The organism is Arthrobacter sp. KBS0703 (assembly GCF_002008315.2).
Classification (GTDB): Bacteria; Actinomycetota; Actinomycetes; order Actinomycetales; family Micrococcaceae; genus Arthrobacter.
In genome coordinates, this window is the sequence record NZ_MVDG02000001.1 from 405,421 (window position 1) to 431,216 (window position 25,796).

Annotated in this window: 23 protein-coding genes and 6 pseudogenes; 14 read left to right on the top strand and 15 right to left on the bottom strand. The window is 66.7% G+C overall.

Features of this window, described 5'->3' with window-relative positions:
• The first annotated feature begins 10 nt into the window (after positions 1–10).
• The 8 genes and pseudogenes from B1A87_RS24820 (at position 11) to B1A87_RS01905 (ending at position 5,787) form a co-directional block, all read left to right on the top strand.
• Complete coding sequence (locus B1A87_RS24820) at positions 11–610, top strand: hypothetical protein (protein ID WP_395940212.1); 600 nt, start codon at positions 11–13, stop codon at positions 608–610.
• Complete coding sequence (locus B1A87_RS24825) at positions 601–981, top strand: hypothetical protein (protein WP_395940213.1); 381 nt, start codon at positions 601–603, stop codon at positions 979–981. The genes B1A87_RS24820 and B1A87_RS24825 overlap by 10 nt, the downstream gene beginning before the upstream one ends.
• 19 nt (positions 982–1,000) lie before the next feature.
• Positions 1,001–1,225, top strand: coding sequence for a DUF3188 domain-containing protein (locus B1A87_RS01880; protein ID WP_078027281.1), 225 nt, complete (start codon positions 1,001–1,003; stop codon positions 1,223–1,225).
• A gap of 44 nt (positions 1,226–1,269) precedes the next feature.
• Positions 1,270–1,731: a MaoC family dehydratase N-terminal domain-containing protein gene (locus B1A87_RS01885; RefSeq protein WP_078027338.1), complete on the top strand. Its 462-nt coding sequence runs from the start codon at positions 1,270–1,272 to the stop codon at positions 1,729–1,731.
• 2 nt (positions 1,732–1,733) lie between these two features.
• Positions 1,734–2,171 (top strand): MaoC family dehydratase, encoded by a 438-nt coding sequence (locus B1A87_RS01890; protein ID WP_078027280.1) that lies wholly within the window; start codon positions 1,734–1,736, stop codon positions 2,169–2,171.
• A 14-nt stretch (positions 2,172–2,185) separates the two neighbouring features.
• Positions 2,186–3,450, top strand: a pseudogene (locus B1A87_RS01895) (MFS transporter).
• Between the two features lie 39 nt (positions 3,451–3,489).
• Positions 3,490–4,556 (top strand): annotated as a pseudogene (locus B1A87_RS01900) (UDP-N-acetylmuramate dehydrogenase).
• 124 nt (positions 4,557–4,680) lie between these two features.
• Entirely contained in the window at positions 4,681–5,787 is a 1,107-nt protein-coding gene (locus B1A87_RS01905) for a winged helix DNA-binding domain-containing protein (RefSeq protein ID WP_078027277.1), read from the top strand.
• A gap of 474 nt (positions 5,788–6,261) precedes the next feature.
• Here B1A87_RS01905 and asd read toward each other — a convergent pair whose 3' ends face one another.
• The 13 genes and pseudogenes from asd to B1A87_RS01970 all read right to left on the bottom strand — a co-directional run bounded on the left by asd (position 6,262) and on the right by B1A87_RS01970 (position 17,824).
• On the bottom strand, positions 6,262–7,392 hold the full coding sequence (asd, locus tag B1A87_RS01910; RefSeq protein WP_078027276.1) for an aspartate-semialdehyde dehydrogenase: 1,131 nt from the start codon (positions 7,390–7,392) through the stop codon (positions 6,262–6,264).
• A gap of 84 nt (positions 7,393–7,476) precedes the next feature.
• Positions 7,477–7,878 carry a hypothetical protein gene (locus tag B1A87_RS01915; RefSeq protein ID WP_078027275.1) on the bottom strand — a complete coding sequence of 134 codons (402 nt, stop codon included), beginning with the start codon at positions 7,876–7,878 and terminating at the stop codon, positions 7,477–7,479.
• Positions 7,865–8,518: a hypothetical protein gene (locus B1A87_RS01920; RefSeq protein ID WP_078027274.1), complete on the bottom strand. Its 654-nt coding sequence runs from the start codon at positions 8,516–8,518 to the stop codon at positions 7,865–7,867. The genes B1A87_RS01915 and B1A87_RS01920 overlap by 14 nt, the downstream gene beginning before the upstream one ends.
• A 9-nt stretch (positions 8,519–8,527) precedes the next feature.
• A complete protein-coding gene (locus B1A87_RS22775) occupies positions 8,528–9,619 on the bottom strand; it encodes a WXG100 family type VII secretion target (RefSeq protein WP_185982203.1) in 1,092 nt (363 codons plus the stop codon).
• Between the two features lie 160 nt (positions 9,620–9,779).
• Complete coding sequence (locus tag B1A87_RS01930; RefSeq protein ID WP_078027273.1) at positions 9,780–9,998, bottom strand: NF038396 family protein; 219 nt, start codon at positions 9,996–9,998, stop codon at positions 9,780–9,782.
• Positions 9,999–10,003: 5 nt separating this feature from the next.
• On the bottom strand, positions 10,004–10,588 hold the full coding sequence (locus B1A87_RS01935) for a dihydrofolate reductase (RefSeq protein ID WP_078027272.1): 585 nt from the start codon (positions 10,586–10,588) through the stop codon (positions 10,004–10,006).
• Positions 10,585–11,388, bottom strand: coding sequence for a thymidylate synthase (locus B1A87_RS01940; RefSeq protein WP_078027271.1), 804 nt, complete (start codon positions 11,386–11,388; stop codon positions 10,585–10,587). The genes B1A87_RS01935 and B1A87_RS01940 overlap by 4 nt, the downstream gene beginning before the upstream one ends.
• Positions 11,366–11,797, bottom strand: a complete 432-nt coding sequence (locus B1A87_RS01945; RefSeq protein WP_078027270.1) for a hypothetical protein — start codon at positions 11,795–11,797, stop codon at positions 11,366–11,368. The genes B1A87_RS01940 and B1A87_RS01945 overlap by 23 nt, the downstream gene beginning before the upstream one ends.
• 145 nt (positions 11,798–11,942) lie before the next feature.
• Positions 11,943–12,605, bottom strand: a complete 663-nt coding sequence (locus tag B1A87_RS01950; RefSeq protein ID WP_078027269.1) for a hypothetical protein — start codon at positions 12,603–12,605, stop codon at positions 11,943–11,945.
• A pseudogene (locus tag B1A87_RS24830) lies at positions 12,541–13,507 on the bottom strand (NUDIX domain-containing protein). Before B1A87_RS24830 ends, B1A87_RS01950 begins: the two are co-directional and overlap by 65 nt.
• Before the next feature lie 10 nt (positions 13,508–13,517).
• Positions 13,518–15,767 carry an RNA degradosome polyphosphate kinase gene (locus B1A87_RS01960; protein ID WP_078027268.1) on the bottom strand — a complete coding sequence of 750 codons (2,250 nt, stop codon included), beginning with the start codon at positions 15,765–15,767 and terminating at the stop codon, positions 13,518–13,520.
• A gap of 105 nt (positions 15,768–15,872) precedes the next feature.
• Positions 15,873–16,844, bottom strand: a complete 972-nt coding sequence (mshD, locus tag B1A87_RS01965) for a mycothiol synthase (protein WP_078027267.1) — start codon at positions 16,842–16,844, stop codon at positions 15,873–15,875.
• Between the two features lie 281 nt (positions 16,845–17,125).
• Positions 17,126–17,824: a response regulator transcription factor gene (locus tag B1A87_RS01970; protein WP_078027266.1), complete on the bottom strand. Its 699-nt coding sequence runs from the start codon at positions 17,822–17,824 to the stop codon at positions 17,126–17,128.
• A 368-nt stretch (positions 17,825–18,192) separates the two neighbouring features.
• Here B1A87_RS01970 and B1A87_RS01975 point away from each other — a divergent pair, with 368 nt between their 5' ends.
• The 6 genes and pseudogenes from B1A87_RS01975 to B1A87_RS02000 all read left to right on the top strand — a co-directional run bounded on the left by B1A87_RS01975 (position 18,193) and on the right by B1A87_RS02000 (position 23,756).
• Complete coding sequence (locus B1A87_RS01975) at positions 18,193–18,927, top strand: permease (RefSeq protein ID WP_185982383.1); 735 nt, start codon at positions 18,193–18,195, stop codon at positions 18,925–18,927.
• 170 nt (positions 18,928–19,097) lie between these two features.
• The gene (locus B1A87_RS01980; RefSeq protein ID WP_078027264.1) at positions 19,098–19,730 is read left to right on the top strand and encodes an FABP family protein; all 633 of its coding nucleotides are present in this window, start codon (positions 19,098–19,100) and stop codon (positions 19,728–19,730) included.
• Positions 19,731–19,852: 122 nt separating this feature from the next.
• Entirely contained in the window at positions 19,853–20,575 is a 723-nt protein-coding gene (locus tag B1A87_RS01985; RefSeq protein ID WP_078027263.1) for a flavodoxin family protein, read from the top strand.
• Between the two features lie 91 nt (positions 20,576–20,666).
• Positions 20,667–21,790 (top strand): annotated as a pseudogene (locus tag B1A87_RS24835) (YgfZ/GcvT domain-containing protein).
• Positions 21,787–22,224 (top strand): ankyrin repeat domain-containing protein, encoded by a 438-nt coding sequence (locus B1A87_RS01995; protein WP_078027261.1) that lies wholly within the window; start codon positions 21,787–21,789, stop codon positions 22,222–22,224. The pseudogene B1A87_RS24835 and the gene B1A87_RS01995 overlap by 4 nt, the downstream one beginning before the upstream one ends.
• Positions 22,225–22,226: 2 nt before the next feature.
• Positions 22,227–23,756: pseudogene (locus B1A87_RS02000) on the top strand (DHA2 family efflux MFS transporter permease subunit).
• A gap of 32 nt (positions 23,757–23,788) precedes the next feature.
• On the opposite strand, the pseudogene B1A87_RS02005 reads toward B1A87_RS02000, so the two are convergent.
• Both B1A87_RS02005 and B1A87_RS02010 read right to left on the bottom strand, forming a co-directional pair.
• Positions 23,789–24,532 (bottom strand): annotated as a pseudogene (locus tag B1A87_RS02005) (GNAT family N-acetyltransferase).
• A gap of 161 nt (positions 24,533–24,693) precedes the next feature.
• Positions 24,694–25,719: an ATP-dependent 6-phosphofructokinase gene (locus B1A87_RS02010; protein WP_078027258.1), complete on the bottom strand. Its 1,026-nt coding sequence runs from the start codon at positions 25,717–25,719 to the stop codon at positions 24,694–24,696.
• Positions 25,720–25,796 lie beyond the last annotated feature (77 nt).

Genomic DNA, 25,796 nt, shown 5'->3' on the forward strand with positions numbered 1-25,796 from the left:
AGGAGGCCCCGTGACCGATACCCGCTATCTGGTGCACGGGGTCTTTTGGGATGGTCCGGCTGCCGCTTCCGGGACGTCCGATGGCGGCCGGCCCGTTTTGCGCCTCCAGCAGCTTTCGCCGGAGGGCGGGTTCAGCGAGTTAAGGCTCGACGCCGGTGCGCGGCTTGGCTTCCGGGTCGCCGACAGCGGAAAGCACTGCCTCGGGCATGCCAAGGTCTTCTCCGCGGCGGAGCGGGAGCATGTGCCGTGCCCGGGCCGGTTCCCGGCGGTGCGGGGGAGCCAGTGCGAGCGCTGTTTCGTGGTGGACGATTCCCGGCTCATCCACGATTTCCACCGCGGCGGCCGGGTTCCGCCTGGGCTCCGAAGCTACCTTATGCAGCCGCACTGGCTGTACGTGGCCACGTTTGCCCACGGCGCCAGCAAAATCGGGACGGCATCCCAGCCCCGGAAGTGGAACCGGCTGGCCGAGCAGGGCGCCGTGGTTGCCCGGTACGTTGCACTCGCCGAGGACGGCCGCGTGGTGCGGGTCCTTGAGGACATGGTCACCCGCGAAGCCGGACTCGCCCAGCAGGTCCGGTCCTGTCTCTTATACACATCTAGATGTGTATAAGAGACAGCCGCCCTGACGGACCCGCTGCCCGGCGGCGGCTCGACGAACTGAACCGCCGCCTGGCGGAAGAAGTCAGGACGCTGTTGGCGGGCACCGCCGTCGGGGGTTTCGGCGTCGTGGACGAGCAGTGGGTCCGGCCCGCGCAGGCCGCCGGGCTGGTCGCGGCGTCGGCCCGGCACGCCTACCCGCACAGCATGGACGGCGGCAGCCACGGCTTCACGCTCGGGGCGCTGTGCGGGAGCCACGGACTGGCCGGCATCGAGGGCTCGGAGCTGGACTTCGTGGTGAACCTGGGGCTGCTGAAGGCGCGTCTGATCGAGCCGGGCGAGTTCAGCTCCGAGGTGCCCGCCGTGCAGGAGGCCCTGTTCTGAAGCCGGGTAAACTGGCACGGTGCTGAACGAATTCTGGGCCTCGGCGCCCGCCTCATACAAAGTCCTGGTTTTCAGCGCGATGGGCCTGATCGCCGCAGGCATCATCCTCAACATTGCGGGGAATGCCGCGCACAACCAGGGGCTCATGGTGGCGTCGCTGCCCGTGATCGGCCTCGGGCTCGTGCTGCACATGGCCGGAATGGTGATCCGGGGCCAGCAGGTCCGCAAGAACCTCCGGAAGTAGCCGCGTACTGGGTGGTCCGCGGCGACCCCGATAGGCTTGAGGCCATGACTATCAATCCGGATCTGCAGGGCCGAAGCTACCCTGCCGCAGAGGTGTACGACGTCGGCCGCGAGAAAATCCGCGAGTTTGCCCGCGCGGTCAAGGCCACCCACCCCGCCCACTTTGACGTCGACGCCGCGAAGGGCCTGGGCCACCGCGACCTCGTTGCACCGCCCACGTTCGCGATCATCATCGCCCAGCGAGCCGACGCGCAGCTGATCGAGGACCCGGAGGCCGGCATCGACTTCTCCCGTGTGGTCCACGCAGACCAGCGCTTCACCCACCACCGCCCCATCTTCGCCGGCGACCGCCTCGTGGCCGAGCTGCACGTCGACGGCGTCCGTGCCATGGGCGGCGGCGCCATGATCACCACCCGCGCCGAGATCTTTGCGCTCACGGACGGCGACGGGCGCGAGCCCGTGTCCACCACCAAGTCATCCATCCTGGTCCGCGGAGAGGGACAGTAGCCATGAGCCCAACATTCGAAGAACTCAGCGTCGGCCAGGACATCGGCGCCCGCAGCATCGACGTCACCCGGCAGGACCTGGTCAAGTACGCCGGCGCGTCCGGCGACTTCAACCCCATCCACTGGAACGAAGCCTTCGCCACCGGCGTGGAGCTCCCGGGCGTCATCGCGCACGGCATGTTCACCATGGGAGCGGCCGTGCAGCTCGTCTCCGACTGGGCAGGCGACCCCGCCGCCGTCGTCGATTACCAGACCCGCTTCACCAAGCCGGTACTGGTGGCCGACACGACCGGAACCGGCGCCGCCGGCGCCCTCATCGAAGTGACCGGCGCCATCGGGGCGCTCGACGCCGAGGCACGCACCGCGCGCGTGGACCTCGCCGTGGTCTTTGACGGGCAGAAAGTCCTCGTGAAGGCCCAGGCCCTCGTCAAGGTGTCCTGAAACGTGATCCGCTCTTGAGCTCAACCGCAGTCCGGGCGCGGGAGGTCACCCTCTGGCGCAACGCGGTGGTGGTGGCGTACGGCGCCAGCGGCATCGCCTTCGCCTCCTGGGTGTCCCGCCTGCCCGCGATCCGCGACGGACTGAACCTCACGCCCGGGACCATCGGGCTGCTCCTGCTGTGCATGACGGCCGGCTCGTTTCTCTCGGTGTCCGCCTCCGGGCTGATCGTGCTGCGGCTCGGCTCCAAGCGGACCATCCGCACCGGCAGCGTCATGGTGGGCATCGGACTGGTCCTGGCGGGATTTGGCACGTCTGTGCTGGCCAGCCCGTTCACGGTTGCCGCCGGGCTGGCGGTGATCGGTCTGGGCACGGCGAGCTGGAACACTGCTTCCAATGTGGAGGGGGCCGCCGTGGAGCGGGCCGTGGGCGGCACATCATGCCGCGCCTCCACGGCGCGTTCAGCCTGGGCACCGTGGCAGGTGCCGGGCTGGGGGCCTGGGCGGCCGGTTCCGGCATGCCGGTGTTCTGGCACCTCGCGGCCGCCGGCGTCGTCGTGGCCGTTTCGGTGACGACGGCGGCGGCTGGTTCCGCGCCGACGCCACGCCCGTGGTGTACGGCTCCACGTACCGGCCCGACAACTTCGAGGACCCTCCACCGGCCCGCTGCCCATCATCCGGGCCGGGTCGGAGGCCGAGGAGCCTCCGCTGGACAACAAGCGCAAGATCGCACAGGCCTGGCGGGACAAGCGGACGCTGCTGCTCGGCGTCATGGTCCTGGGACTTGCCCTCGCGGAGGGGGCGGCGGGGACTGGGTGGCGCTGGCACTCGCCGACGGCCACCACCAGTCGGACGCCGCCGGTGCCGCCGGTTACGGGATCTTCGTCACGTTCATGACCATCGGCCGGTTTGCCGGCACCGTGGCGTTGGACCGGTTCGGCCGGGTTCCCGTGATGCGCTGGTGCTCCTCGCTGGCCGTGGCGGGGCTGGCGTTGTTCGTTTTCGCGCCCGTTCCCTGGCTCGCGTACGCCGCACTCGCCGTCTGGGGGCTCGGGGCATCGCTGGGATTCCCGGTCGGCATGTCCGCAGCCGCCGACGACCCCACGAAAGCGGCGGCGCGCGTCTCCGTGGTGTCCACCATCGGGTACGGCGCGTTCCTTTGCGGCCCGCCGCTGCTGGGGCTGCTGGCCGAGCATGTCGGGATCCTGCATTCCCTGCTGGCCGTCATGGCCGTGCTGGTCGTGAGCTTCCTGCTGTCTCCGGTGGCGCGGAAGATTTCCTAGTGTTCCCTTGGGTTCCGTAACTTCCCATAAGCTGGACTGGTGACTCCCACCATGCTTTCCGACCTGACCACGGCTGCCGTCGGCGGCCCCGCCGGCAACTACATCGAGGCCCGCACGGAAGCGGAGATCATCGAGGCCGTGCGGACGGCAGACGCGGCGGGGGAACCGGTGCTGATTATTGGCGGCGGTTCCAACCTGCTGATTTCCGACGACGGGTTCCCCGGGACGGTGGTCAGGATCGCCTCCGAGGGGTTCAAGGTTAACGCCGAGGACTCCTGCGGCGGTGTGGCGGTGGTGGTCCAGGCAGGCCACAACTGGGATGCCCTGGTGCAGCACGCGGTGCTGCACGCGTGGTCCGGGATCGAAGCGCTGTCCGGCATTCCCGGCGCCACCGGCGCAACGCCGGTGCAGAACGTGGGCGCGTACGGCGCGGACGTTGCGCAGACCATCGCGGCGGTCCGCACCTGGGACCGGGAACGCAACGCAGTGAAGACCTTCACCAGCTCGGAGCTCAAGTTCGGCTACCGGGACTCCATCCTTAAGCAGACCACCGTCAACGGTTCCCCGCGCTATGTGGTGCTCACTGTCGAGTTCCAGCTGCCGCTGGGCCGGATGAGCGCGCCCATCCGGTACGCCGAACTGGCCAGGGTCCTCGGCGTCGAGCAGGGCCAGCGGGCCTACGCCAACGACGTCCGGCGCGAGGTCCTCCGGCTGCGCGCATCGAAGGGCATGGTGCTGGATCCCGCCGACCGCGATACCTACTCCACCGGCTCGTTCTTCACCAACCCCATCGTCCCCGCCGGTGTAGCAGCCGGCCTCCCGGAGAGCGCGCCGCAGTATCCGGCCGGTTCCGACGGCCTCGTGAAGCTCTCTGCCGCCTGGCTGATCGACCAGGCCGGGTTCGGCAAGGGCTTCGGCCTGGAGGCGGCAGCGTCTCCGGCGGCAGGGCCTCGCTTTCCACCAAGCACACCCTGGCCATCACTAACCGGGGTTCCGCCAGCGCCGCGGACATGCTGGCGATCGCGCGCGAGGTGCGCGCCGGCGTCGTCGGGCGTTTTGGCATTGAACTCCACCCGGAGCCGCTGCTGATCGGCGTGGCGCTCTAGCCAGGGTAGACCTCCACGCGGAACCCGCGTCACGGCCGACGGCCGTCCTGCATGCCGCCGTGGCGCGCAGATGTGTATAAGAGACAGGCGGACGCCGGCCCGCAGCCGGTCCTAGGATGGGGCCATGGGAGCAGCTACGAAGACCCGCGTCACGTCGAAAGTCATGGGCCGTCTGAGGATGGCCTCGCAGGGACTGCTGGGTGGCGGGTTTTCCAGCGTGCCGGAGGCAGTCCGATCGATGACGGCCATGCAGGCGCAGGACCTGCAGTCGGCGCTGTGGGCCGTGGGCTTGCGTGTTCCCGGCACCGGTGTGGGCGAGGTGCGCGCCGCCCTGGACTCGGGGGCCGTGGTGCGATCGTGGCCCATGCGCGGCACCCTGCACCTGCTGGCTCCGGAGGACCTGCGGTGGATCCTGAACATCACCACCGGACGGATGGTCCAGGGCACCTCGGGGCGGCACCGGCAACTGGAGATCTCCGGCACGGACGTTAAAGTCTGCCGGGACGTCGCGCTCGGCCTTGTCGCGGGCGGCCGGGCTGTCAGCCGCGAGCAGCTGTTCGCCGCGTTTGAGACGGCCGGCCAGGCCACCACGGCGCAGCGGGGCATTCATCTGCTCTGGATGCTGTGCCAGAGTGCGTCGCTGGTGCCCGGTCCGCTGGACGGGAACCAGCAGAAGTTCGTGGCATTCGACGGGTGGATCGCCACTTCCCGTGACCTCGGCCGTGAGGAGGGCCTCGCCGAGCTCCTGCTGAGGTATCTGCGCAGCCACGGGCCCGCGACGGTGCGGGACTTCGCGTGGTGGTCCAACACCACGCTCACGGAGGCCCGGGCCGCCTTGGCCCCGGTCAGCGGGGAACTGGTGGAACTGGAATTTGACGGAACAAGCTACTGGCTCTCGCCGGAGACGGCCGCGCTGCTCGACGAAGGCGTGCCGGGGCAACGCGCCGTCGTGGCCCTTCCGGGGTTCGACGAATTCGTCCTCGGCTACACCGACCGGAGCCTCGTGCTGCCGCCGGAACACGCCCAGAAGATCGTCCCCGGCGGCAACGGGGTGTTCAAGAAGGCCATCGTGGCCGGCGGCGAGGTGATCGGGACGTGGGGGAGGCAGGGGAACGGCCGGGCGGCTGCCGTCGTGCCTGTTCCCTTCGACGCGGCCAAGCCCCCGGGCCCGGCCACCCTGGCCGCCTTCAACAAGGCCGCCGGGCGGTACGAGCGGTTCCTCGCGGCCTGACGGCAGCGGTGCGGGCGGAGCTCTCATCCGGCTCCGGCGCGGTGCCTACGTCAGAAGTGCCCACTGGAACCGGATCGCGCCTTGGGAACGGGACAGCCTCCGGATCCAGGCGCACTATGAATCCACAGGAGGGACGGCTTGCTACAGCCATACAAGCGCCGCGCGGCTGCACCTGTGCCAGGTCTGGAAAGCCGGGCCGCTGGTACACGTCGCCACGGACTATTCAAACTCTGCCACCAGACCAGGCCCTGCTGGCGGAACGTTCCCGCGAGAACGCACTGGCTGAGGAAGGATGGACCTTCCTGCGCCTCGAGTGGCAGCACCTGGATGCCCCGGCGGAGCTTAGGCGCCGGCTACTGGCCACCCTGGCCCGGGCTGAAACGCAAAAGCGGCCCCGCACCGCATGAGCGGCCCCGGGCAGGGCCGATCAGCGGGGCAGGGCCGCCTGAGCCTGTGGCTAAAGAGAGCCGGTGGCTAGAGAGTGCCGGTGGCGATGTTCAGCATGCGCCGGAGCGGCTCGGCTGCGCCCCACAGGAGCTGATCGCCCACGGTGAAGGCGCTGATGTACTGCGGGCCCATCTCCAGCTTGCGGATACGGCCCACCGGGATGTCCAGGGTGCCGGATGCCGCCACCGGGGTGAGATCGGCCATCGACGCTTCCTTGGTGTTGGGCACAACCTTGGCCCACTCGTTGTCTTCATCGAGCAGCTTCTCGATTTCGGCAACGGACAGGTCTTCGCGCAGCTTGAGCGTGAGCGCCTGGGAGTGCGAACGCATGGCGCCGATCCGGATGCACAGGCCGTCCATCATGATGTGGTTTTCATCGGAGGTGCCGAGGATCTTATTTGTCTCAACGCCCGCCTTCCACTCTTCCTTGGACTGGCCGTTGCCCAGGTCCGCGTCGATCCAGGGGATCAGGGAGCCGGCGAGCGGAACGCCGAACTGTGTGGCGTCGATGTCGGAGCGCTGGTGGGCCAGGACCTTGCGGTCGATGTCGAGAATGGCCGACGCCGGGTCGTCCAGTTCGGTGCTGACCGCGGCGTTGAGCGTGCCGAACTGGCTGAGCAGTTCGCGCATGTGCCGCGCTCCGCCGCCGGAAGCAGCCTGGTAGGTCATGGAGGTGCCCCACTCGACCAGGCCGTTCTTGAACAGTCCGCCAAGGCCCATCAGCATGCAGGACACAGTGCAGTTGCCGCCGATGAAGTCTTTGGTGCCGTTGGCGAGGCCTTTGTCGATGACATCGCGGTTGATCGGGTCCAGCACGATGATCGAGTCGTCGTTCATGCGCAGCGTCGATGCGGCGTCGATCCAGAGGCCGTCCCAGCCGCGGCCGCGGAGTTCGCCGTGGACCTGCTTGGTGTAGTCCCCGCCCTGGGCGGTGACGATAATCGGCAGCTTGGCGAGAGTCTCGACGTCGAACGCGTCCTCGAGCTTACCGGCCCCGTCAGCAAACGACGGGGCGGCACCTCCCGCGTTTGAGGTGGAGAAACATACCGGGTTGATGTTGGCGAAGTCGCCCTCATCCTGCATGCGCTGCATCAGGACGGAACCGACCATGCCACGCCAACCCACCAGTCCAACGGACGGAGTAGCTGCTGTAGTCATTAGGCCAGTTTAGACTTTGGACCCGGAAGGACGCAGTCGGTTACGTCACTCCCTGGCTAGGCCCGACCCGTCAGAAGGGTGGAGCTACTCGACCGGGCGGGCAAGATTGGCGGCTTTGCGCAGCTTCTGTGCCCGGCGCTCCTTGAAATAGCTGATCCAAGCGAAAGTGAAGGGGTAGAGGCATGCGGGAAAGACCCACCATACTTCGCCAAGAATGTGCCACGTACCCTGGATGGCGATCTGGACCACGCCGTAGAAGAGGCCCCCCAGGCAGGCAGTGAGGAGGATGGCGAGGAAGAGCAGTCCGCCGGAGCTGTTGACCGGTTTGACGAGGCCGCCGCCGTCGTCCTTGCGGACTCCGTATTCGGCTGGCGTGTAGCCGACCATCTCGCCGTTCTCCGCCCTGCGGTAGATCAGCTGGTCGTCTGAAGGGCGGGACGGCACATAGCCGGGGTCCTGCGGAACTCCCTGGCTACGCCGCGCCACGGGCATCCTCGATCGCAGCGAGCAGCCCCGCGTCGTCGAGGCCAGCGGTTTCGGCGACCTCATCCTTGTCGAAATCCGGGACGCCGGTAGTCCAGGCGTCGCCTTCACGCCGGATCAGCAGGTGCTGTTCGGACCCCAGGGTCTTAAAGACCAGATATGCGGTACCGCCGTGGTTCTGTTTGACATGCTGCCGCACGACTCGAAGCGTCGCTTCCGCCGACGTGATGGCGGGGTCCTGGGCAAAAACGAACCAGGTGCCGAGCAGGCGGGGTTGAAGCATCAGGGATACCCCCGGTGCTTCCAGGAGAGCCACGTTGTCCACGGCTTCGCCGGTCAGAAGGGTGATTTCGGTCCAACGGTTCGCTTTTCCGAGGGCTGTGGCGACTGCGGCCGCGACTCCGGTCACGCCCAGGTCGCCGTCCTCATCAACCGTAGCCATGTCCCGGGCCATGAGCGACGACGCGCCGGCCGTGGCCAACGTAACATCGTCCACCATTTCCTCGGCACGGAAAACGCTGACGGACCGGTCCCGTGCCGGCCCTTCGAATACATTGAGCAAATAGGCAAACTCGCCCACGCCGAAGCCGATGACGTCAACGCCGAGCCGCGGCTCCTGCTGTGTGTGGTCCTGAACAGTCATGCTGGTCTCCTATCCACCGATTCCGAGGAAATTGCCCACGGACTTGACGCCATCACTCAGCGTATCCGCCGTATCGCTGACGAACTTACCGGGATCCTTCACGGCGTTGACGACACCCTCGCCGATGTTCTTGCCTACGCTGCTGATGGTGTCCCAGTTCTCGTAAATGGCGATACCGACACTGGCGACCTGGCAGACGGTCCCGGCCGGAGGCGGCAGGAAGCAGCCGACGCCGAGGGCTGTCTTGCCCACGCCAACAAGTCCGCCCTTGACGTCCCCCTCGGAAAAACTCTTCACCGAGTCGGAGGCGCTGAACAAAACGCCTGTCCATCCGAGTCCCCGGGCGAGGCCCGACTTGCCTAGCCACTCAGCTTTCGATCCCGCAGCGATCCAGGGCTTTTCTTCCAATATCGGCGCAAGATTTTTCAGCGGCCCAATGTACTTGTTCAGGTTCTTCAGCGAGGCAATGTCCGAAGCTTTATCGATGACGCCGATACCGCGGTTTGCCTTCGACGAGTCCTTCAGAAGTCCTTCAAGAGCCTTGTTCCCTTTGGTGGTCTGGAACAGGTTTCGGCTATCAAAAACGGGGCCGCCGAGCCGGTGCTGGCCCTTGGTCAGCGACTTGATGAAGTCCGCCCGCTGGTTCTTCAGCACCCAGCCGTACTGGCCGAAGTGCTTGGCCAGTGTGAGCGGTGCCTTGATGAACTTCTGGATAGTCATGCCGCTCTTGAGCGCGCCTATGCCGCCAAGCAACAGGCCGCCCGCCACCCCTGCCAGCGTTCCGCCGGGGTCGCTGATGGTGCCCGGTCCGCCGCCGGAGCCAGGAGCGCCGTCACTGGCCTTTTCTTGCTCGTTGGCGTTCTCCAGGAGCTTCCGGGATTCCTGTTTCAGCCGCGCCGCTGTTTGCTGGAGAAGAGCCCGGTGGCTGCCGTTCCAATCGGAGCGGAACTGGCTGGCGTCGTTGCCCTTCCATGACGGGTTGTTGTTGATCTGGTTGGTCAGCTGCGTCGACGTCTGCAGCAGGTTGTCGGAGACCTTCCCGAACTGCTGAGCGAGCGTGCGCAGCTGGGCAACATCCGCGCCCCACAAGTCACCTGCCACGTGGCATCTACCCCCAATATCTGTGCGCCCGTTGTGCGCGCTGGCTGCTGAATCCTTGGACCACTCTAGTTCCGGCCGGCCAGGGCCGCGATGGGCAGCGCTCCCCATCGCCGGCCGGCTGCTGCCGGAGTGGGCCCGCTCATCGGAGCAGGGCAGGGGACTACTGGTGGTCCGTCTCCTCCAACAGGGCGCTCTTGCGGGCACGCAGCGCGAAGAAGGCTCCGAAGGCAAACACCTGGGTCACCACGACGAGCACGATGATGCCGGCTACTTTGTTGCCGCCCAGGATCATGGTCAGGCCAACGATCGCGGACAGCAGGGCCAGCAGCGGCAACAGCATGTAGCCGAGCACAAAGAGGGTTTCCGGTTTTCTGAGCATGATTCCTAGCCTTCCCTGCGGTTCCACTTGGTGAACCGGTAGCGGGTGCCGTTTGCTGCCGTCAGCCAGCCTTTGTCAGGTACCGGTGCGCCCGGCTCCCAGGCGCCGTCGAGCTCCGGGGCGTGCGTATCGCCGTCGGCCTCGACGTCGATGGTGGTGACAACGGCAACGTTCGCGAGGTCAGTGGACTGCTTGAAGATTTCGCCGCCGCCCAGGATCCAGACCATCTCAAAACCGGGCGCGAACTGGGACTCCAGCAGCGCGTCGTCCAGGGATTTTACGACGACGGCGCCCTCCGCCTGGGGCGTCTCGCCCCAGCCGTCCTGGCGGGTAATGACGATGTTGGTCCGGTTGGGCAGCGGGCGGTACTTCTCCGGGAAGGACAGCCACGTCTTGCGGCCCATGATGACGGGGTGCCCGCTGGTCACCTTGGTGAAGTGTTTCAGGTCCTCCGGCAGGTTCCAGGGCATGCCGCCGTCTTTGCCGATGACTCCGGACGTGGTCTGTGCCCAGATCAGTCCGATTCCGGCTGTGTTTGCAGCGATCTCTTCGCTGAAGGCCTGCGGGTCCATGATCTCCTCGGTGCTCATACCGCGATCGGCGCCTTGATCGTGGGGTGGTGCCGGTATCCGACCACTTCGAAGTCGTCCAGCGTGTAGTCGAAGATCGAATCCGGCTTCCGGGTGATCTTCAGCTGCGGGTAGTCGTAGGGTTGCCTGTCCAGCTGCTTCAGGACCTGGTCCATATGGTTGTCATAGATGTGGACGTCGCCGCCGGTCCAGACGAATTCGCCGGGCTCAAGTCCGGTCTGCTGCGCCAGCATGCAGGTCAGCAGGGCGTAGGAGGCAATGTTGAACGGCACACCCAGGAACATGTCCGCGGACCGCTGGTACAGCTGGCAGGAAAGCTTGCCGCCGGCCACATAGAACTGGAAGAACGCGTGGCAGGGAGGCAGGGCCATATCCTTGAGCTCTGCCACGTTCCAGGCGGACACGATGTGCCGGCGTGAATCCGGGTTGGCCTTCAGGTTCTGGACGAGCTCCGCGATCTGGTCGATGTGGCCGCCGTCCGGGGTGGGCCAGCTGCGCCACTGGACGCCGTACACCGGTCCGAGTTCGCCGTCGGCGTCAGCCCATTCGTTCCAGATGGTGACGCCCTGGTCCTGCATCCACTTCACGTTCGTGTCGCCCCGCAGGAACCACAGCAGCTCCACGGCAACGGACTTGAAGTGCACGCGCTTGGTGGTGATCAGCGGGAAACTCTTACTCAGGTCAAAGCGCATCTGGCGCCCGAACACGCTGCTGGTGCCCGTTCCGGTGCGGTCCGATTTGTGCGTGCCGTTGGCCATGACATCGCGCAGAAGGTCTTCATAGGGCGTAGGGGTGTTCACGCGTCCAGTCTAATCGGCCATACCGGCCGGGACAGTTCTTGCCCCGTAATGGTCCCGGCTCTGTGTCTCGGACAACAACGCACGGCTTCCGGGATCCGTCATCGGAGGCGGGGCTCGCCGTTATCAGCAGGCCGCCGGCCTCTGCGGCCAGGACCGCGGCCAGGGTGCGGACGATCCGGTATGCCGTGATGGCGCGCAGCACGGCGTCCAGGCCGCGCTCCGGCGTGCCGATCCCGTGGCGGCGGCGAACGGCGAAGGCCGCCGGCAGGGCGGCGAGGACGACGGCGGCCGTTGCTGCCGCCGTCGGAATCCAGCTGGGTGGCCGGCCCAGGGCGGCCTCGCCGGATGCGGTCACCGCCAGCACGACCGCCAACAGCAGGGACGCAACGACGGCGGCGGTGATCAGCACCGGGCTCACCAGCTGGCGCGGCCAGCCGCGGAAGGCACCCCGACGGCCGGGTCCGGAGGACAGGGTGCAGGCTGGGGAGCCGGGGAGGCCGCCACCACCACATGGCCAGCAGCACCGCCACCGCGCCGAGGCCGGCGGCGTTGGTCTACGCCGTGGTGCTGGACGGATCCGGGCGGCAGGCAAAGTTCCCGGCAATGGCCGCCAGCCCCGCAGCCATGGTGGCGGACGTCCGGAGCAGACGGTTCATCGCGATTGTTCGAATCACCTTGTTGTCGTCGGCGTCGAGTCGTTCCAGCTCTCGGCGCCGGGAAACCAGCCACAGCAGAAGGCTCGTCCCGGCGGCCAGCACCAGCAGGGCGCCGGCCAGGCAGGCCGCCAGTTCCGTGCCGGCAATGCGCCCGTCGCCGCCGACGGTGGTGAAGCCGCCTCCGGCGTCGGGCTGTGATGAGTAAGGCAGCGGGTTGTACGGCGGCTGGGTCGCCGCCCACGCGATGGTGCCGGCGGACGCCGCGAAAATACCCAGCGCGGTCCGTGCGAGGGCCGCCGGCAGGAAGCCCTTCACGGGCCGCTCCGGCAGGGTTGTCGTAGGATGCCGCGCACTGCGGGGTCCGTAGTAGCTCAACTGGCCGATCGCGTGGATGCCGAGGCAGCCCAGGATGGGCCAGGCCAGGGCCGGCAGGATGTCCGCCGGATCCTGCAGCGCTGTGACAAAAACGTGCGCGATGGAAGGGGACCCGGACGCCTCAGTCGTCGAAGGGTTTGAACTGCTCCACAGCCACGATCTTGCTCTTGCTGCCGTGGGCCACATGGCAGATCACCATTTCCCCCGGCGCCAGGTATGGGTCGGACCCCGGAAGCAGGCCCCTCAGCCTCGTGTTCATGTACACGCCGAGCTGGTTCAGCACCGTAGGCAGTGCGGGCCGATGGGTGCACAGCACCACCGCGCGCTGCTTGTCGAAGAGTGATTCAACGGTGGCCGCCGTTTTCCGGGGGTTCCGGGCATGACGGTGCTCGGTCAGCGCGTCCACGAGCTTTACCTTCGCGTCGGCAGCTTTGGCGTACGGCGCGATCGTGGCCACGCACCGCTCCCAAGGGCTGCTGACCACACGCAACGGCTGCCATACCCGCAGCAGCCGGCGCACGGCCTGGGCCTGCCGCAGCCCGGTGGCTGTCTCTTATACACATCTAGATGTGTATAAGAGACAGCTCGGCTTGGCCTTGGCGTGGCGCACGATAACCAGCGGCCAGGTGTCTCTTATACACATCTAGATGTGTATAAGAGACAGCAAGGGGCCCGATGTCGGAGGGGTTTGACAGCATAGACGCTGCCCGCTCAGGACTGCACCACATGACGCTGTCCACTTCCTTGCCGTCCGGGCGCAGGGGAGTCCCGCTCACTTCCACCGCCCAGTAGTGCACCACTTTCAGGCCTGCCGAAACGTGATAGTGGATGGGCGGAAGCGGAATCCCCAAGGGTGCGTGCAGCCCGATCTCCTCCTCCACCTCGCGGACAGCGCATTCGGGCACGGTTTCGCCGGCGTCGAGCTTGCCCTTTGGCCAGGACCAATCGTCGTAACGGGGCCGGTGGATCAGGAGGACTTCCAGCTGGTCCTTTTTCACGCGCCACGGCAGGGCGCCGGCCGCCGTGATGGCGATCGGCTCTCCCGGGTGATCGGTCTGATCCTGTATGGGTGAGTCGCTGCTCTTCAAAGGCCGGGTCCTACCGCCGGGCGAGGGCGCGCTGGCGGGAGCGTGAAGCCAGGAGCCAAGACTGGACGTCGTCAAGTTTCCTGCCGTCCTCGCCATCGTGGTGGCGCGTCCATTCTCCAAGGCTGTCGAGGTGCCAACTGGATGTCTCTGGGTCCATGTACCGGGCCAGGAGATCGGTGACGTAGGTGGTGTCCTCGCCGCCGGCAAGCTGGACGAGTGCCTCGACGCGGCGGTCCAAATTCCGGTGCATCATGTCCGCGGAGCCGATGTAGACCACGGGGTCGCCGGCGTTGGCGAAGGCGAACACGCGTGAATGCTCCAGGAAGCGGCCCAGGACGGAACGCACGGTGATGTTTTCGCTCAGCCCGGGAACACCCGGACGCAGGGAGCAGATGCCGCGGACAATGACGTCCACCTTCACGCCCGCCTGGGACGCGCGGTAGAGGGAATCGATGATGGCCTCGTCCACGATGGAGTTGACCTTGATCTGGACGCGCGCCGGGATGCCCGCCCGGGCATTCCGGATTTCGGTTTCGATCCTGTCGATCAGGCCTGACCGGACGGAGCGCGGAGCCACCAGGAGCCGCTTGAACGTTGACTTCGGGGCGTAGCCGGAGAGCTGGTTGAACAGCTTGGACAGGTCCTCGCCCACCTGCTCGTTGGCGGTCAGGAGCCCCAGGTCCTCGTAGTAGCGGGCGGTGCGGGGGTGGTAGTTGCCCGTTCCGATGTGGCAGTACCGCCGCAGTCCGTCGACTTCCTGGCGGACCACGAGGGACAGCTTGCAGTGCGTCTTCAGGCCCACGATGCCGTAAACCACGTGGACTCCGGCCTGTTCGAGTTTGCGGGCCCACGAAATGTTGGCCTGCTCGTCGAAGCGGGCCTTGATCTCCACGAGCGCCAGCACCTGCTTGCCTGCCTCGGCGGCGTCGATGAGCGCATCAACGATCGGTGAGTCCCCGGACGTGCGGTATAGGGTCTGCTTGATGGCCTGGACCTTCGGATCCGCCGCTGCCTGTTCCAGGAAGGCCTGGACGGAGGTGGAGAACGAATCGTAGGGGTGGTGCAGCAGGATGTCCCGGCGGCGCATGGCAGCGAAGACATTCGCGGCCTTGGACGTTTCGGATTCGTTCAGGTACCGGGAGGTGTGCGGCACGTGCTTGGGGTAGTGCAGGTCCGCGCGGTCAATGCCGGCAATCACGGACAGCCCTCGGAGGTCAAGCGGCGCCGGAACGGAGTAGACCTCCGATTCTTCCACGCCCAGCTCACGGATCAGGAGAGCGCGGATGTTCGGGTTGATGTCATTGGTGACCTCGAGCCGGACGGGCGGACCGAACCGGCGGCGCAGCAGTTCCTTCTCGAGGGCCTGCAGGAGGTTTTCGGCGTCGTCTTCCTCGACCTCCACGTCCTCATTGCGGGTGACACGGAAGGTGTGGTGTTCCAGGACTTCCATGCCGGCGAACAGCTGGTCCAGGTGGACGGCGATAACTTCTTCAAGGGCGATGAAGCGGGCAACACGGCCCGGCACCGATCCGGCCCGCGGCCCGTCGACGGAGATCAGGCGCGGCAGCTGGTCAGGCACCTTGACGCGGGCGAAGAGTTCCTTGTCGCTGACCGGGTTCCGGACCACCACGGCGAGGTTCAGCGAGAGCCCGGAGATGTACGGGAACGGGTGGGCCGGGTCCACGGCCAGGGGCGTGAGGATGGGGAAGACCTTTTCAGCGAACATGGCGCTGAGGCGGTGCTGGGCCTGGTCGTCGAGTTCGTCCCAGTGCATGAGGTGGATGTGCTCATAGGCCAGCGCGGGCCGGATCTGTTCGGCGTAGACCCGGGCGTGCCGTTGCTGCAGCCGGTGGGCGGCGTCGCCGATCTGCTCGAGGACCTGGACCGGGCTCAGGCCGGCAGGGGAGGGGACGGCCAGGCCGGTGGCGATCCGTCGCTTCAGGCCGGCCACGCGCACCATAAAGAATTCATCGAGGTTGGACGCGAAGATGGACAGGAAGCTGACCCGCTCCAGAAGGTACAGGTCGGGGTCTTCCGCAAGCTCGAGGACGCGGGAGTTGAAGGCCAGCCAGCTCAGTTCACGGTCGAGGAACCGGTCCGGGCTGATCTCGCCCTCGGGCTCCAGGATGGCCGCGAATTCCGGGATGTCGATCCGGTCCTGGGTGGCGCGGGACGCCGGCACCTCGGAGGAACCGAAACGGGCGCGCGCGGGGGCCGCCGTGATTTCGGTGGTGGCTGTGCCGGCGGATTCCGGTTGCATGCGCTCTCCTTGATGCTGACGGGATTTAGCTTCAACCTTACAAGCTTTCGCTCCGGCGGGACCCCCAGATTTCAGCGGGTCCGGCCTGTGCGTCGAATGACTTGATTAACGTCCGGCGAGCGGCCCGTACATCACATCAACGTCCCATCGTGTGAAGCCGAGACGCCGGTATAGCGAAACGGCCGGGGCGTTTTCCGCATCCGTGTACAGCATTACTGCGTGGAGCCCCTGCTGCTCGAGGTGCCTGATTCCGGCCACCGTCAGCGCCTTGCCCAGGCCCATGCCCTGCGCGGCCGGCGTAACGCCCACTACGTACACTTCGCCGATCGCCGGGTGGCTGCCGTGCCGGGGGTGCACTTTGGTCCAGTGGAAGCCAAGGAGCCGCCCCTCGCGGTCCTCGGCCAGCAGGAACCCGGCGGGGTCGAACCACGGCTCCTCCATGCGGGCCTCGAGGTCGGCCCGGGTCATGGAGCCCTGCTCGGGGTGGTGCGCAAAGGCGGCGCGGTTGGCCGCAAGCCAGGCGTCCTCGTCCTTGCCCGGCACAAAGGCGCGGAGCGCCACACCGTCCGGAAGAACGACGTCGGGCAGGTCAGCCGCCGCGGTGGTGAGCCGCATCTTCCACAGCTCCCGGACCGGGCCGTAACCGTAGCGGGCTGCGAGCTCCGCTGCTGCCTCGTGGTTGCCGTGGGACCAGGCCCGCAGGCCGTCGAATCCGCGCGAAGACCTCAGAGTCCCCACGAGCCGGTCTGCGACGCCCTGGTTCCGGTAACTGGGATGGACGGCGATTTCGAGCACGCCCGTGCCGTCTGCCTCGTCCACCACCACGGCGAAACCTGCGAGGTCCTGTCCCGTGACGGGATCGGAGTCCTCATCGGGGGCATAGAGGGCCAGGGTCAGCACCGAGTGGGGGCCCGTATCCGCGGCACGGAGCGTCACGAGGGTCTGTTCCGAGATGGAAGGATTGCCGTCGGATTCTTCGGCGGCCGCCAGCAGGGTTTTGATGTCCCGCAGCAGCTCTTCATCGCCACCGCCTTTGACGACGAGTACGGGCCAGTTCTCCGGATGCGCAGGACTCATGCTGTAAGGCTATACGCCCGGCAGGGGGAGTCGCCCGATTTGTGGCCTGCTCCGCCGGCCCGTATAGTCGTTATCTCATCCGGCTTCCTGAACTGGTTTTCAGGAGGAAGTTTGCAGGGGGGATCCACCACTGGGGTGGCCTCGATACGTTCGACCCGTATGTCCTCCACTGAGCAAGTGCAGCAACGCAGAACGGCCCGGACTCGAAAGAGTCCGGGCCGTTCTGCGTTAATCCAAGCCGTTCTGCGTTAATCCAAGAGTCCGAGCCGGGCTTGAGGCACTCAGGCCTCGGTGAGTTCGTCCTCCTGCTGCCGCACCAAGGTGAGCCGGTAGCCGACGTTCCTCACCGTGCTGATCAGGTTCTCGTGGTCGGCGCCGAGCTTGGCCCGGAGGCGACGGACGTGGACGTCCACGGTCCTGGTGCCGCCGTAGTAGTCGTAACCCCACACCTCGGTCAGCAGCTGCTGGCGCGTGAACACCCGGCCGGGGTGCTGCGCCAGGTACTTGAGGAGTTCGAATTCCTTGAAGGTCAGGTTTAGGGCGGCGCCGTTGACCCGCGCCGTATAGCTGGCCTCGTCAATGACGACGCCGGCAGCCCGGATTTCGGTGGGAAGGTCTTCCTTCTCCGGGACGGCCCTGGCCACGGAGAGCCGGATTCTCGCCTCCACCTCGGCGGGCCCCGCGGAGTCCAGCACGATGTCGTCGACGGCCCATGCGGAAGACACGGCGGCCATGCCGCCTTCGGTGAGGATGAGGACCAGCGGTGCGCTGAGGCCGGTCGCCTTGAGGAGCTGCGTCAGGGAGCGGGCTCCCACGAGGTCTTTCCGCGCATCCAGCAGCACGATGTCGCAGGGATCCGTTTCAAGCAGTGCGGTGGGCTCGGCGGGGAGGATGTGCACCCGGTGGTTCAAGAGCTCCAAGGCAGGCAAAATGTCCACCGATGATCCGGTGCTGTTCGTCAGTAACAGGATGTGCGACATTGTTCCTCCAAGGGGCCGTCCGCGCATCATTGGGCGACTGAACCGGGCTTTCACCGGCCGGTACTGTGCTGGCTGCGGCGGGGCGGCAGCGCTGGCAGACCAGCGCGTCCGGTTCCCGTCGCAGGAAGCGTAGCTGAGCTTTGAGTATACCTAACGGCCCCCTGACAGACACTGACCCGCGCCCGCAGCGCGCCTCATTTGCGACATATGGCAGTCACATAAGGCAGGATTGAAACCGTCAGGGCGTGATGCCCTGCCCGTCAACGGCATAGCCAGGATGAGGACGCAGCGAAGTTGAGTGCAGAGTCAGAGATGAGTACGCCATGGCCGCGCCTGAGGTGAGCGCGCCGGCAGCCGCCGGCCGTACACTGCAGTCCTGGAGCATCGGCGTCATTGGCCTGGCCGGCCTGGCCACCCTCATCGCCAGCGTGTTCCGGACTCCGGACGTCCTCCTGGCTGTCGCCGTCGTTGTTGCCCTGGCCGTCGGCGTCGGCTGGCCGCACTATCTCGGGATACCCGCCAAGAAAACCCTGGCGGCCGTGATCGGCCTGCCGGGTGCCGGCTCCGCGGTGGCTGCCGCTGTCGTACCCGCCCCCGGCTACCTCGACTGGACCCCCGGTTTCATCGCCCTGGGTGTCTCGGCTGTGTTCGTGGTCCAGCTGATTCGAGGGACCGGCCAGGCGCAGCGGCTGGAATCGATTCTGGGCTGCTGCGTGGGCGTCCTCCTCTCCTGCCTGGGAGCGGGCTGGATCGCGGGGGCACGGTTCAATGGCGTCAAGGAGATGCTGCTGGTTGCCGGCGTAAGCGCCGCCGTCGCGCTGCTCGCCGGCCTCATCCGCTGGCCTGACCGGATCATTGCCCCGCTGGGCATCGTCCTGGCAGGGCTGGCCGGGCCCCTGGCCGGTCTGGTGTTTTCCGACATCGCCGTGCTGCCTGCCGCGGTGTTCGGCGTTGTAGTGGGGGCGGTCCTGGTCAGCTTCCGCCGGCTTGTGACCCTCCGCGGGATCCCGTTGAACTTTCCGGCCGCCCTGGGCATGGGTCTTGCGCCCGTCCTGGCCGTCGGTTCGTTGGCTTACTTCATAGACAAACTACTCATCTCCTGACGCGTTAGGATGGCATCATGTCCGTACTTGCATATGAAATTTTCTTCCTTGTCCTGCTGGGCGTCGCCAGCCTGTCCATGGCTTGGTTTGCCGGTTTTGTGGTCTACCGCCTGTTCAAAGGCCAGAAGTAGAACCGCTTTCCCTGCTAGCACTTTCCAGAGGTAACAGCTGTGCCGATTGAGATTCCCACAGACCTGACCCCCGAACTGGTTCCGCTTTCCTGGCTCATTGGTGAGTGGGAGGGCAGCGGCCGCCTCGGGTCCGGCGATGAAGATTCAGAACACTTTTTCCAGCACGTGTCGTTCACCCAGAACGGTCTGCCGTACCTTCAGTACCGCGCGGAAAGCTGGCTGACCGACGACGACGGCACCAAACTCCGGCCTCTCACCGTCGAGACCGGCTTTTGGGCGCTTGAGCGCAAGCAGATTGACGCAGACAGCGGCCCCGGGCTGGTCCCCGGGGACATTGTTCCGGCGCTCAAGAGCGCTGACGAGGTGGAGGCCCTCCGGAACACGGACGGCGGATTCGATATTTCCGTTTCCATAGCCCATCCGGGCGGGATCTCGGAGCTCTACTACGGGCAGATCAAGGGGCCGCAGATCCAGCTGAGCACCGACATGGTGATGCGGGGCAGCCACTCCAAGGAGTACAGCGCCGCCACCCGGATCTTCGGCCTGGTGGACGGGAACCTCCTCTGGCGCTGGGACGTCGCCACCGGCTCGTCCACGGCGCGGGAGGCCTCGTCGGAACCGGGCAACGGCCTCGAGGCCCACGCCTCGGCGTTCCTGCGGAAGGTTTCCTGACAGGTATCCCACCGGTTTCCTGACAGTCGGAGCCGCTGGCTCTGTTCCGCCGGACGTCCCCCTCCGCTACGTTGGACTGAGGTCTCATATTCCTCTGCCCGCAGCGACCCAGGGAGCACCACATGGATGAAGCGACAAGCCCGGCGGACTACAGCGACCTCAAGGCGGTGTACTTCAACGGCACCCTCAAGCGTTCGCCCGAAAAGAGCAACACCGAGGGCCTGATCGCCGTGAGCCGGCTGATCATGGAGAAGCAGGGCGTGGCCACGCGGGTCATCCGCACCGTCGATCATGACGTCGCCAGCGGCGTGTATCCGGACATGCGCGAGCACGGCTGGGAGACCGACGAATGGCCCGAGCTTTATCCCGCCGTTAAAGAGGCGGACATCGTGGTGGTGGCCGGGCCCATCTGGCTGGGGGACAACTCGTCGCAGACCAAGAAACTCATCGAGCGGCTCTATGCCCATTCGGGGGAGCTTAATGAGAAGGGGCAGTGGGCGTACTACCCGAAGGTGGGCGGCTGCCTGATCACCGGCAACGAGGACGGGATCAAGCACTGTGCCATGAACGTCTTGTACAGCCTCCAGCACATCGGGTTCACCATCCCGCCGCAGGCCGACGCCGGCTGGATCGGTCCCGTGGGGCCCGGCCCCAGCTATCTGGATGAGGGGTCCGGCGGGCCGGAGAGCGACTTCACCAACCGGAACACCACGTTTATGACGTGGAACCTCCTGCATCATGCCCGGATGCTCAAGGATGCCGGCGGGATTCCCGCTTACGGCAACCTTCCGGAAGAATGGAAAGCCGGATCAAAGTTCGGTTTCGAAAACCCGGAGTACCGCTGAGCGAACCAGCCTGGTCGCCGTGGCTGCCCGAAAACCGGTCCCCGATTCCGACAGACCGGAATACCCGCCAAGCCAAGGACGTTCCCTTCATATGACTATCAAGAGCCCTCTTTTGTCGCGCCCGGGAGCCGTCGAGGCGGCCGGTCCCGACGCCGGCGTCGCGTCCCACTACGGTGAGCCCCTGCGCGAGCAGCGCGCCCTCGCGGCCGGTACCGCCGTCGTCGACCTGTCCCACCGCGGAGTGGTGACCGTCTCCGGACCCGACCGCCTGAGCTGGCTCAACACGCTCTCCTCCCAGCAGGTCACCAACCTCCAGCCCGGTGAGTCCAGCGAGCTGCTGCTCCTGACCATCCAGGGACGCATCGAATTCGATGCCCGGGTAGTGGACGACGGCGGGACCACCTGGCTGATCGTCGAGGCCGCCGAGTCTGCCCCGCTGGCGGAGTGGCTGAACAAGATGAAGTTCATGCTGCGCGTCGAAATCGCCGACGTCTCGGACGCCTGGGCCGTGCTCGGATCCACCAGGGCGGTGCCCGAGTGGTCCGGCCTGAAGGTCTGGCAGGACCCGTGGCCGCACGTCGGCGCCGGCGGGTACGCGTACTCGGTAGTCGCGGAGGAACAGCATCCGGGCGCCGAACGCCCGTGGTTCGAATACTTGGTGCCGGCCTGTCTCTTATACACATCTAGATGTGTATAAGAGACAGTTGGGCAGACCGGCCGCTGGCCGGAGTCTCGGCAGCCGAGGCCCTGCGCGTGGCGGCGTGGCGGCCGCGGCTCGGCGCCGAAACCGACGACAAGACCATTCCGCACGAACTGGACCTGTCTCTTATACACATCTAGATGTGTATAAGAGACAGTCTCTCCAAGGGCTGCTACAAGGGCCAGGAGACCATCGCGCGCGTCCACAACCTCGGCCACCCGCCGCGCCGGCTGGTGTTCCTCCAGCTCGACGGCTCGCAGCACACCATGCCTGCTCCCGGAAGCGAAGTGCTGCTGGGGGAGCGCAAGGTGGGGACCGTGACGTCCGTGGCCCAGCACCACGAGATGGGCCCCATCGCGCTGGCCGTCATAAAGCGTTCCGTCGCGCCGGATGAAATACTGACCGTCATGGACGGAACCGAACCGTACATAGCCGCGCAGGAAGTGATCGTGGCTCCCGACGCCGGCCAGGTGGTCGGCAGGCAGACCGGATTCCTGAGGGGGACCCACAAGTGACAGATTCCACCGCACCCGGAGCGGAACCAGCGCCGTCCCAGCAGCCAAGCCAGTCGCAGCCCGACGAGGAAACCCTCGCCCTGGCGCACACCCTCTTCGACGCGGCCCGCAACGGCGAGACGGAGGTGCTCCGCAGCTACCTGAACGCGGGCGCGCCAGCCACCCTGACGAACGCCGCCGGTGACTCGCTGCTCATGCTCGCGGCCTACCACGGCCACGCCGAGACCGTTCAGCTGATCCTGTACCACGGCGGCGACGCGAACAGCGCCAACGACCGCGGGCAGACCCCGCTGGCCGGAGCTGTCTTCAAGGGATACACAGACGTTGCCCGCGTGCTGCTCGACGCCGGTGCGGACCCCGACGCCGGCACCCCCTCCGCCCGCGCGGCCGCGGAGATGTTCGCCCGGGCCGACATCAAAGCCCTGCTGGGCTGACGTTGGAGAATGTAACCAGGCCGTGGCCTGCCCTCTGGTCCCTCGTCATCGGGTTCTTCATGATCCTGATCGACACCACCATCGTCTCCGTCGCTAACCCGAGCATCATGGCAGGGCTGGACACGGACATCAACGCCGTCATCTGGGTCACGAGTGCCTATCTGCTGGCCTATGCGGTTCCCCTCCTCATCACCGGGAGGCTGGGTGACAGGTTCGGCCCCAAGCGGCTGTACCTCTCCGGTCTCGTCGTGTTCACGCTCGCCTCGCTCTGGTGCGGCCTGTCCGGCACCGTCCACATGCTCATTGCGGCCCGCGTCCTGCAGGGCCTGGGCGCCGCCCTGATGACGCCGCAGACCATGGCGGTGATCACACGCATCTTCCCGCCGGACCGGCGCGGCGCAGCCATGGGCCTGTGGGGCGCCACCGCGGGCGTGGCAACGCTGGTGGGTCCCATCCTCGGCGGCGTGCTGGTGGACGGGCTCGGCTGGGAATGGATCTTCTTCATCAACGTCCCCATCGGAATTGTGGGCTTTATCCTCGCTTGGCGCCTGGTCCCGTCCCTCACCACCCACCCGCACAGGTTCGATATCCCCGGCGTGGTGCTCAGCGCCGTCGGGCTTTTCCTGCTCGTGTTCGGGCTCCAGGAAGGCGAGACGTACGACTGGGGCACCATCACGGGCCCCGTGACGGTCTGGGGCCTGATCATCAGCGGAATCGTGGTGCTGGCGCTGTTCGTCGGCTGGCAGGCTGTTAATAAGGGCGAGCCGCTGCTCCCGCTCTCCCTGTTCAAGGACCGCAACTTCTCGCTGGCCAACATCGGGATCACCACGGTGGGGTTCACGGTCACGGCTTTCGGCCTGCCCCTGATCTTCTACTACCAGATGGTGCGGGGCATGACCCCCACGCAGTCGGCCCTCATGATGGTCCCCATGGCGCTGATTTCCGGCGGCCTGGCACCGGTGGTGGGCCGCATCATCGACCGTGTCAACCCGAAGTACATCACCTCCGGCGGGCTGCTCCTCATGGCGGTGGCGCTGTTCTGGAACTCCGCCCTCATGCATCCGGACACTCCGGTGTGGCTGTTCCTGCTGCCGAGCGCGGTCCTCGGTTTCGCAAATGCCGGGATCTGGGCGCCCCTCAGTTCAACGGCCACCCGCAACTTGCCGCCGCGGCAGGCGGGAGCCGGGGCCGGCGTCTACAACACCACACGCCAGATCGGGGCGGTCCTGGGCAGCGCCGCGATTGCGGTCCTCATGCTGTCTCTTATACACATCTCGCGGCCGAACTTCCGCCGGCTCCCGGTGCTGCGGGAGGGCCGGGCGGGGCCGGTGAGGTCAGCTTCGGCGGCCAGCTGCCCGGCGGCCCTGCACGAGGGGTTCTCGACGGCGATGAGCCAGTCCATCATGCTGCCCGCGGCCGTGATCGTGCTCGGCGCGGCAGTTGCGCTGTTCTTTGCCCGCCCGAAGCCCGTGCAGGGCTGGGGCGGCCAGCAACCGGCAAAAGCAGAGAGCTCCGACGCCAGGACACCGTAGCCCGGCGGGCGTCCTCGGCCGGGCAGGCGTCCTTAGCCGAGAAGGACGCTGGTCTGGATGCCGCCGGTGGAGAAGCCCAGGCTGCGTGCCGTGGCCAGCGAGCCTTTGTTGCTGACGTCGGCGCGCCACTGGAGCGTCAGCCCGGAGGCCAGGGCTTCGTGCGCGGCGATCGAGGCCGCCAGGGAACTGTCTCTTATACACATCTAGATGTGTATAAGAGACAGGCGCCGCCACTGCGGCGCCACGAGGACGCCCATGTGGGCCAGGATCCCTTCCCATTCCGAGTAGGCGCCGCAGGCCACGGGCACCTTGCGGCCGTCCTCGTCATGCAGGATCGTGTAGCGGTTCTCGAGGTCGGAGAGCCCCACCTCGTTGATGTCGTCCGGCGGGCAGAGGCTCTCGAGTTCGACGGCCTCGGGGTTGCCGTGCGACACCGTGAGTTCCTCGGCGGGCTGCAGCAGCGGGAGGTCGTCCGCGAAGAAGAGAGCAGCCGAGCCCAGGCCGTGGCCGCCGTGCCGGCGGGTGATGGTCAGCAGGGTGACGTGCTGGGCCATCTCTTCATCGGCGATTCCGACGGCGGCGTCCAGCGCCCATTGCGGACCCACCAGGGCGGAGCTGCCGAAGAGGCGGACGAACTGGACGGCGCGCGCTGTGTCGTCGACCCTCGTGAGCCGTTCCCCGGTTTCCAAGGCGAGGGCGAAAGCGCCGTCGTCGAGCCCCAAACGGCGCGCCCAGGCTAGCTGGATGATGGCGGCGGAACCGGGCTCAAGACTCATGCCCCAAGCCTACCGACCCCCGCCGCCCCCGCATCAACCAGCGCGCAAGGGCACTTAGGCCCCCGCCGTCACCGCATTAACTAGCGCGAACGGACAGTCAATGCCCTCCACAATCGGAAAAGAGGGCCTTAACTGCCCGTTCGGGCGAAGCGGAGCGGGGCCTAGCCGAAGAGGACCGCGGCCTCGTCGTAGCGGTGCTGCGGGACGGTCTTGAGCTTGCCGAGCGCTGCTTCGAAGCCGACGTGGTCGATGTCGGTTCCGTTCAGCGAGACCATGGTGCCCCAGCGGCCCTCGACCACGGAGTCGATGGCGGCCATGCCCAGCCGCGTGGCCAGCACGCGGTCGAAGGCGGACGGGACGCCGCCGCGCTGGATGTGGCCGAGGATGGTGGCGCGGGTCTCGATCCCGGTGCGGGCCTCGATCTCGGGGGCCAGCTGGTCGGCGATGCCGCCGAGCCGGGGACGGCCGAAGGTGTCCAGGCCGCGCTCGGAGTGCGGTGATTCCATGTGCTCCGGCACGAAGCCTTCGGCGACGACGACGAGGGGCGCGCGGCCGCGGTCGTGGGCCTCGTTGACCCACTCGACGATCTGCTCGATGCTGACCTTCTGCTCCGGAATCAGGATGGCGTGGGCGCCGGCGGCCATTCCCGCGTGCAGGGCGATCCAGCCGACATGGCGGCCCATGACTTCGGCGATCATGCAGCGGTGGTGGGACTCGCCCGTGGTCCGCAGGCGGTCGATGGCCTCGGTGGCGATCTGGACGGCGGTATCGAAGCCGAAGGTGTAGTCCGTGGCGTCGAGGTCGTTGTCCACCGTCTTGGGCACGCCGACGATTTTCAGTCCGGCGTCCGTGAGGCGCTTGGCCGCGGCGAGGGTTCCTTCGCCTCCAATGGCGATGATGGCGTCGATGCCGAGCCGGTCCATGTGGGCCTTGATGACCTCGGGTCCGCCGCCGTTATCGAACGGGTTGGTCCTGGATGTACCCAGGATGGTGCCGCCCTGCTTGGCAATGCCTCGGACCACGGTGCGGGGAATGGGAATGATGTCTCCCTCAACCACTCCGCGCCAGCCGTCGAGGAACCCCACGAATTCGTGGCCGTGGATGGCAATGCCCTTGAGGACGGCGCCGCGGATCACGGCGTTCAGTCCGGGGCAGTCGCCGCCGCTGGTGAGGATTCCTATTTTCATATTTCTCGGCTCAAATCCTGGTTCGAAGGTATACAGGCAGAGCGCCACGCTGAGCTCACCCTAGAGTCTAATGGGCG

Coding starts and splice junctions, on each gene's coding strand:
- B1A87_RS24825 (WP_395940213.1), top strand. CDS start 601: ATGTGTATAAGAGACAGCCGCCCTGACGGACCCGCTGCCCGGCGGCGG.
- B1A87_RS01935 (WP_078027272.1), bottom strand. CDS start 10,588: ATGAGCACCGAGGAGATCATGGACCCGCAGGCCTTCAGCGAAGAGATC.
- B1A87_RS01970 (WP_078027266.1), bottom strand. CDS start 17,824: ATGTCGCACATCCTGTTACTGACGAACAGCACCGGATCATCGGTGGAC.
- mshD (WP_078027267.1), bottom strand. CDS start 16,844: ATGAGTCCTGCGCATCCGGAGAACTGGCCCGTACTCGTCGTCAAAGGC.
- B1A87_RS01950 (WP_078027269.1), bottom strand. CDS start 12,605: ATGTGGCCCACGGCAGCAAGAGCAAGATCGTGGCTGTGGAGCAGTTCA.
- B1A87_RS01930 (WP_078027273.1), bottom strand. CDS start 9,998: ATGCTCAGAAAACCGGAAACCCTCTTTGTGCTCGGCTACATGCTGTTG.
- B1A87_RS01885 (WP_078027338.1), top strand. CDS start 1,270: ATGACTATCAATCCGGATCTGCAGGGCCGAAGCTACCCTGCCGCAGAG.
- asd (WP_078027276.1), bottom strand. CDS start 7,392: ATGACTACAGCAGCTACTCCGTCCGTTGGACTGGTGGGTTGGCGTGGC.
- B1A87_RS01890 (WP_078027280.1), top strand. CDS start 1,734: ATGAGCCCAACATTCGAAGAACTCAGCGTCGGCCAGGACATCGGCGCC.
- B1A87_RS01920 (WP_078027274.1), bottom strand. CDS start 8,518: ATGACTGTTCAGGACCACACACAGCAGGAGCCGCGGCTCGGCGTTGAC.
- B1A87_RS01905 (WP_078027277.1), top strand. CDS start 4,681: ATGGGAGCAGCTACGAAGACCCGCGTCACGTCGAAAGTCATGGGCCGT.
- B1A87_RS01985 (WP_078027263.1), top strand. CDS start 19,853: ATGGATGAAGCGACAAGCCCGGCGGACTACAGCGACCTCAAGGCGGTG.
- B1A87_RS02010 (WP_078027258.1), bottom strand. CDS start 25,719: ATGAAAATAGGAATCCTCACCAGCGGCGGCGACTGCCCCGGACTGAAC.
- B1A87_RS01960 (WP_078027268.1), bottom strand. CDS start 15,767: ATGCAACCGGAATCCGCCGGCACAGCCACCACCGAAATCACGGCGGCC.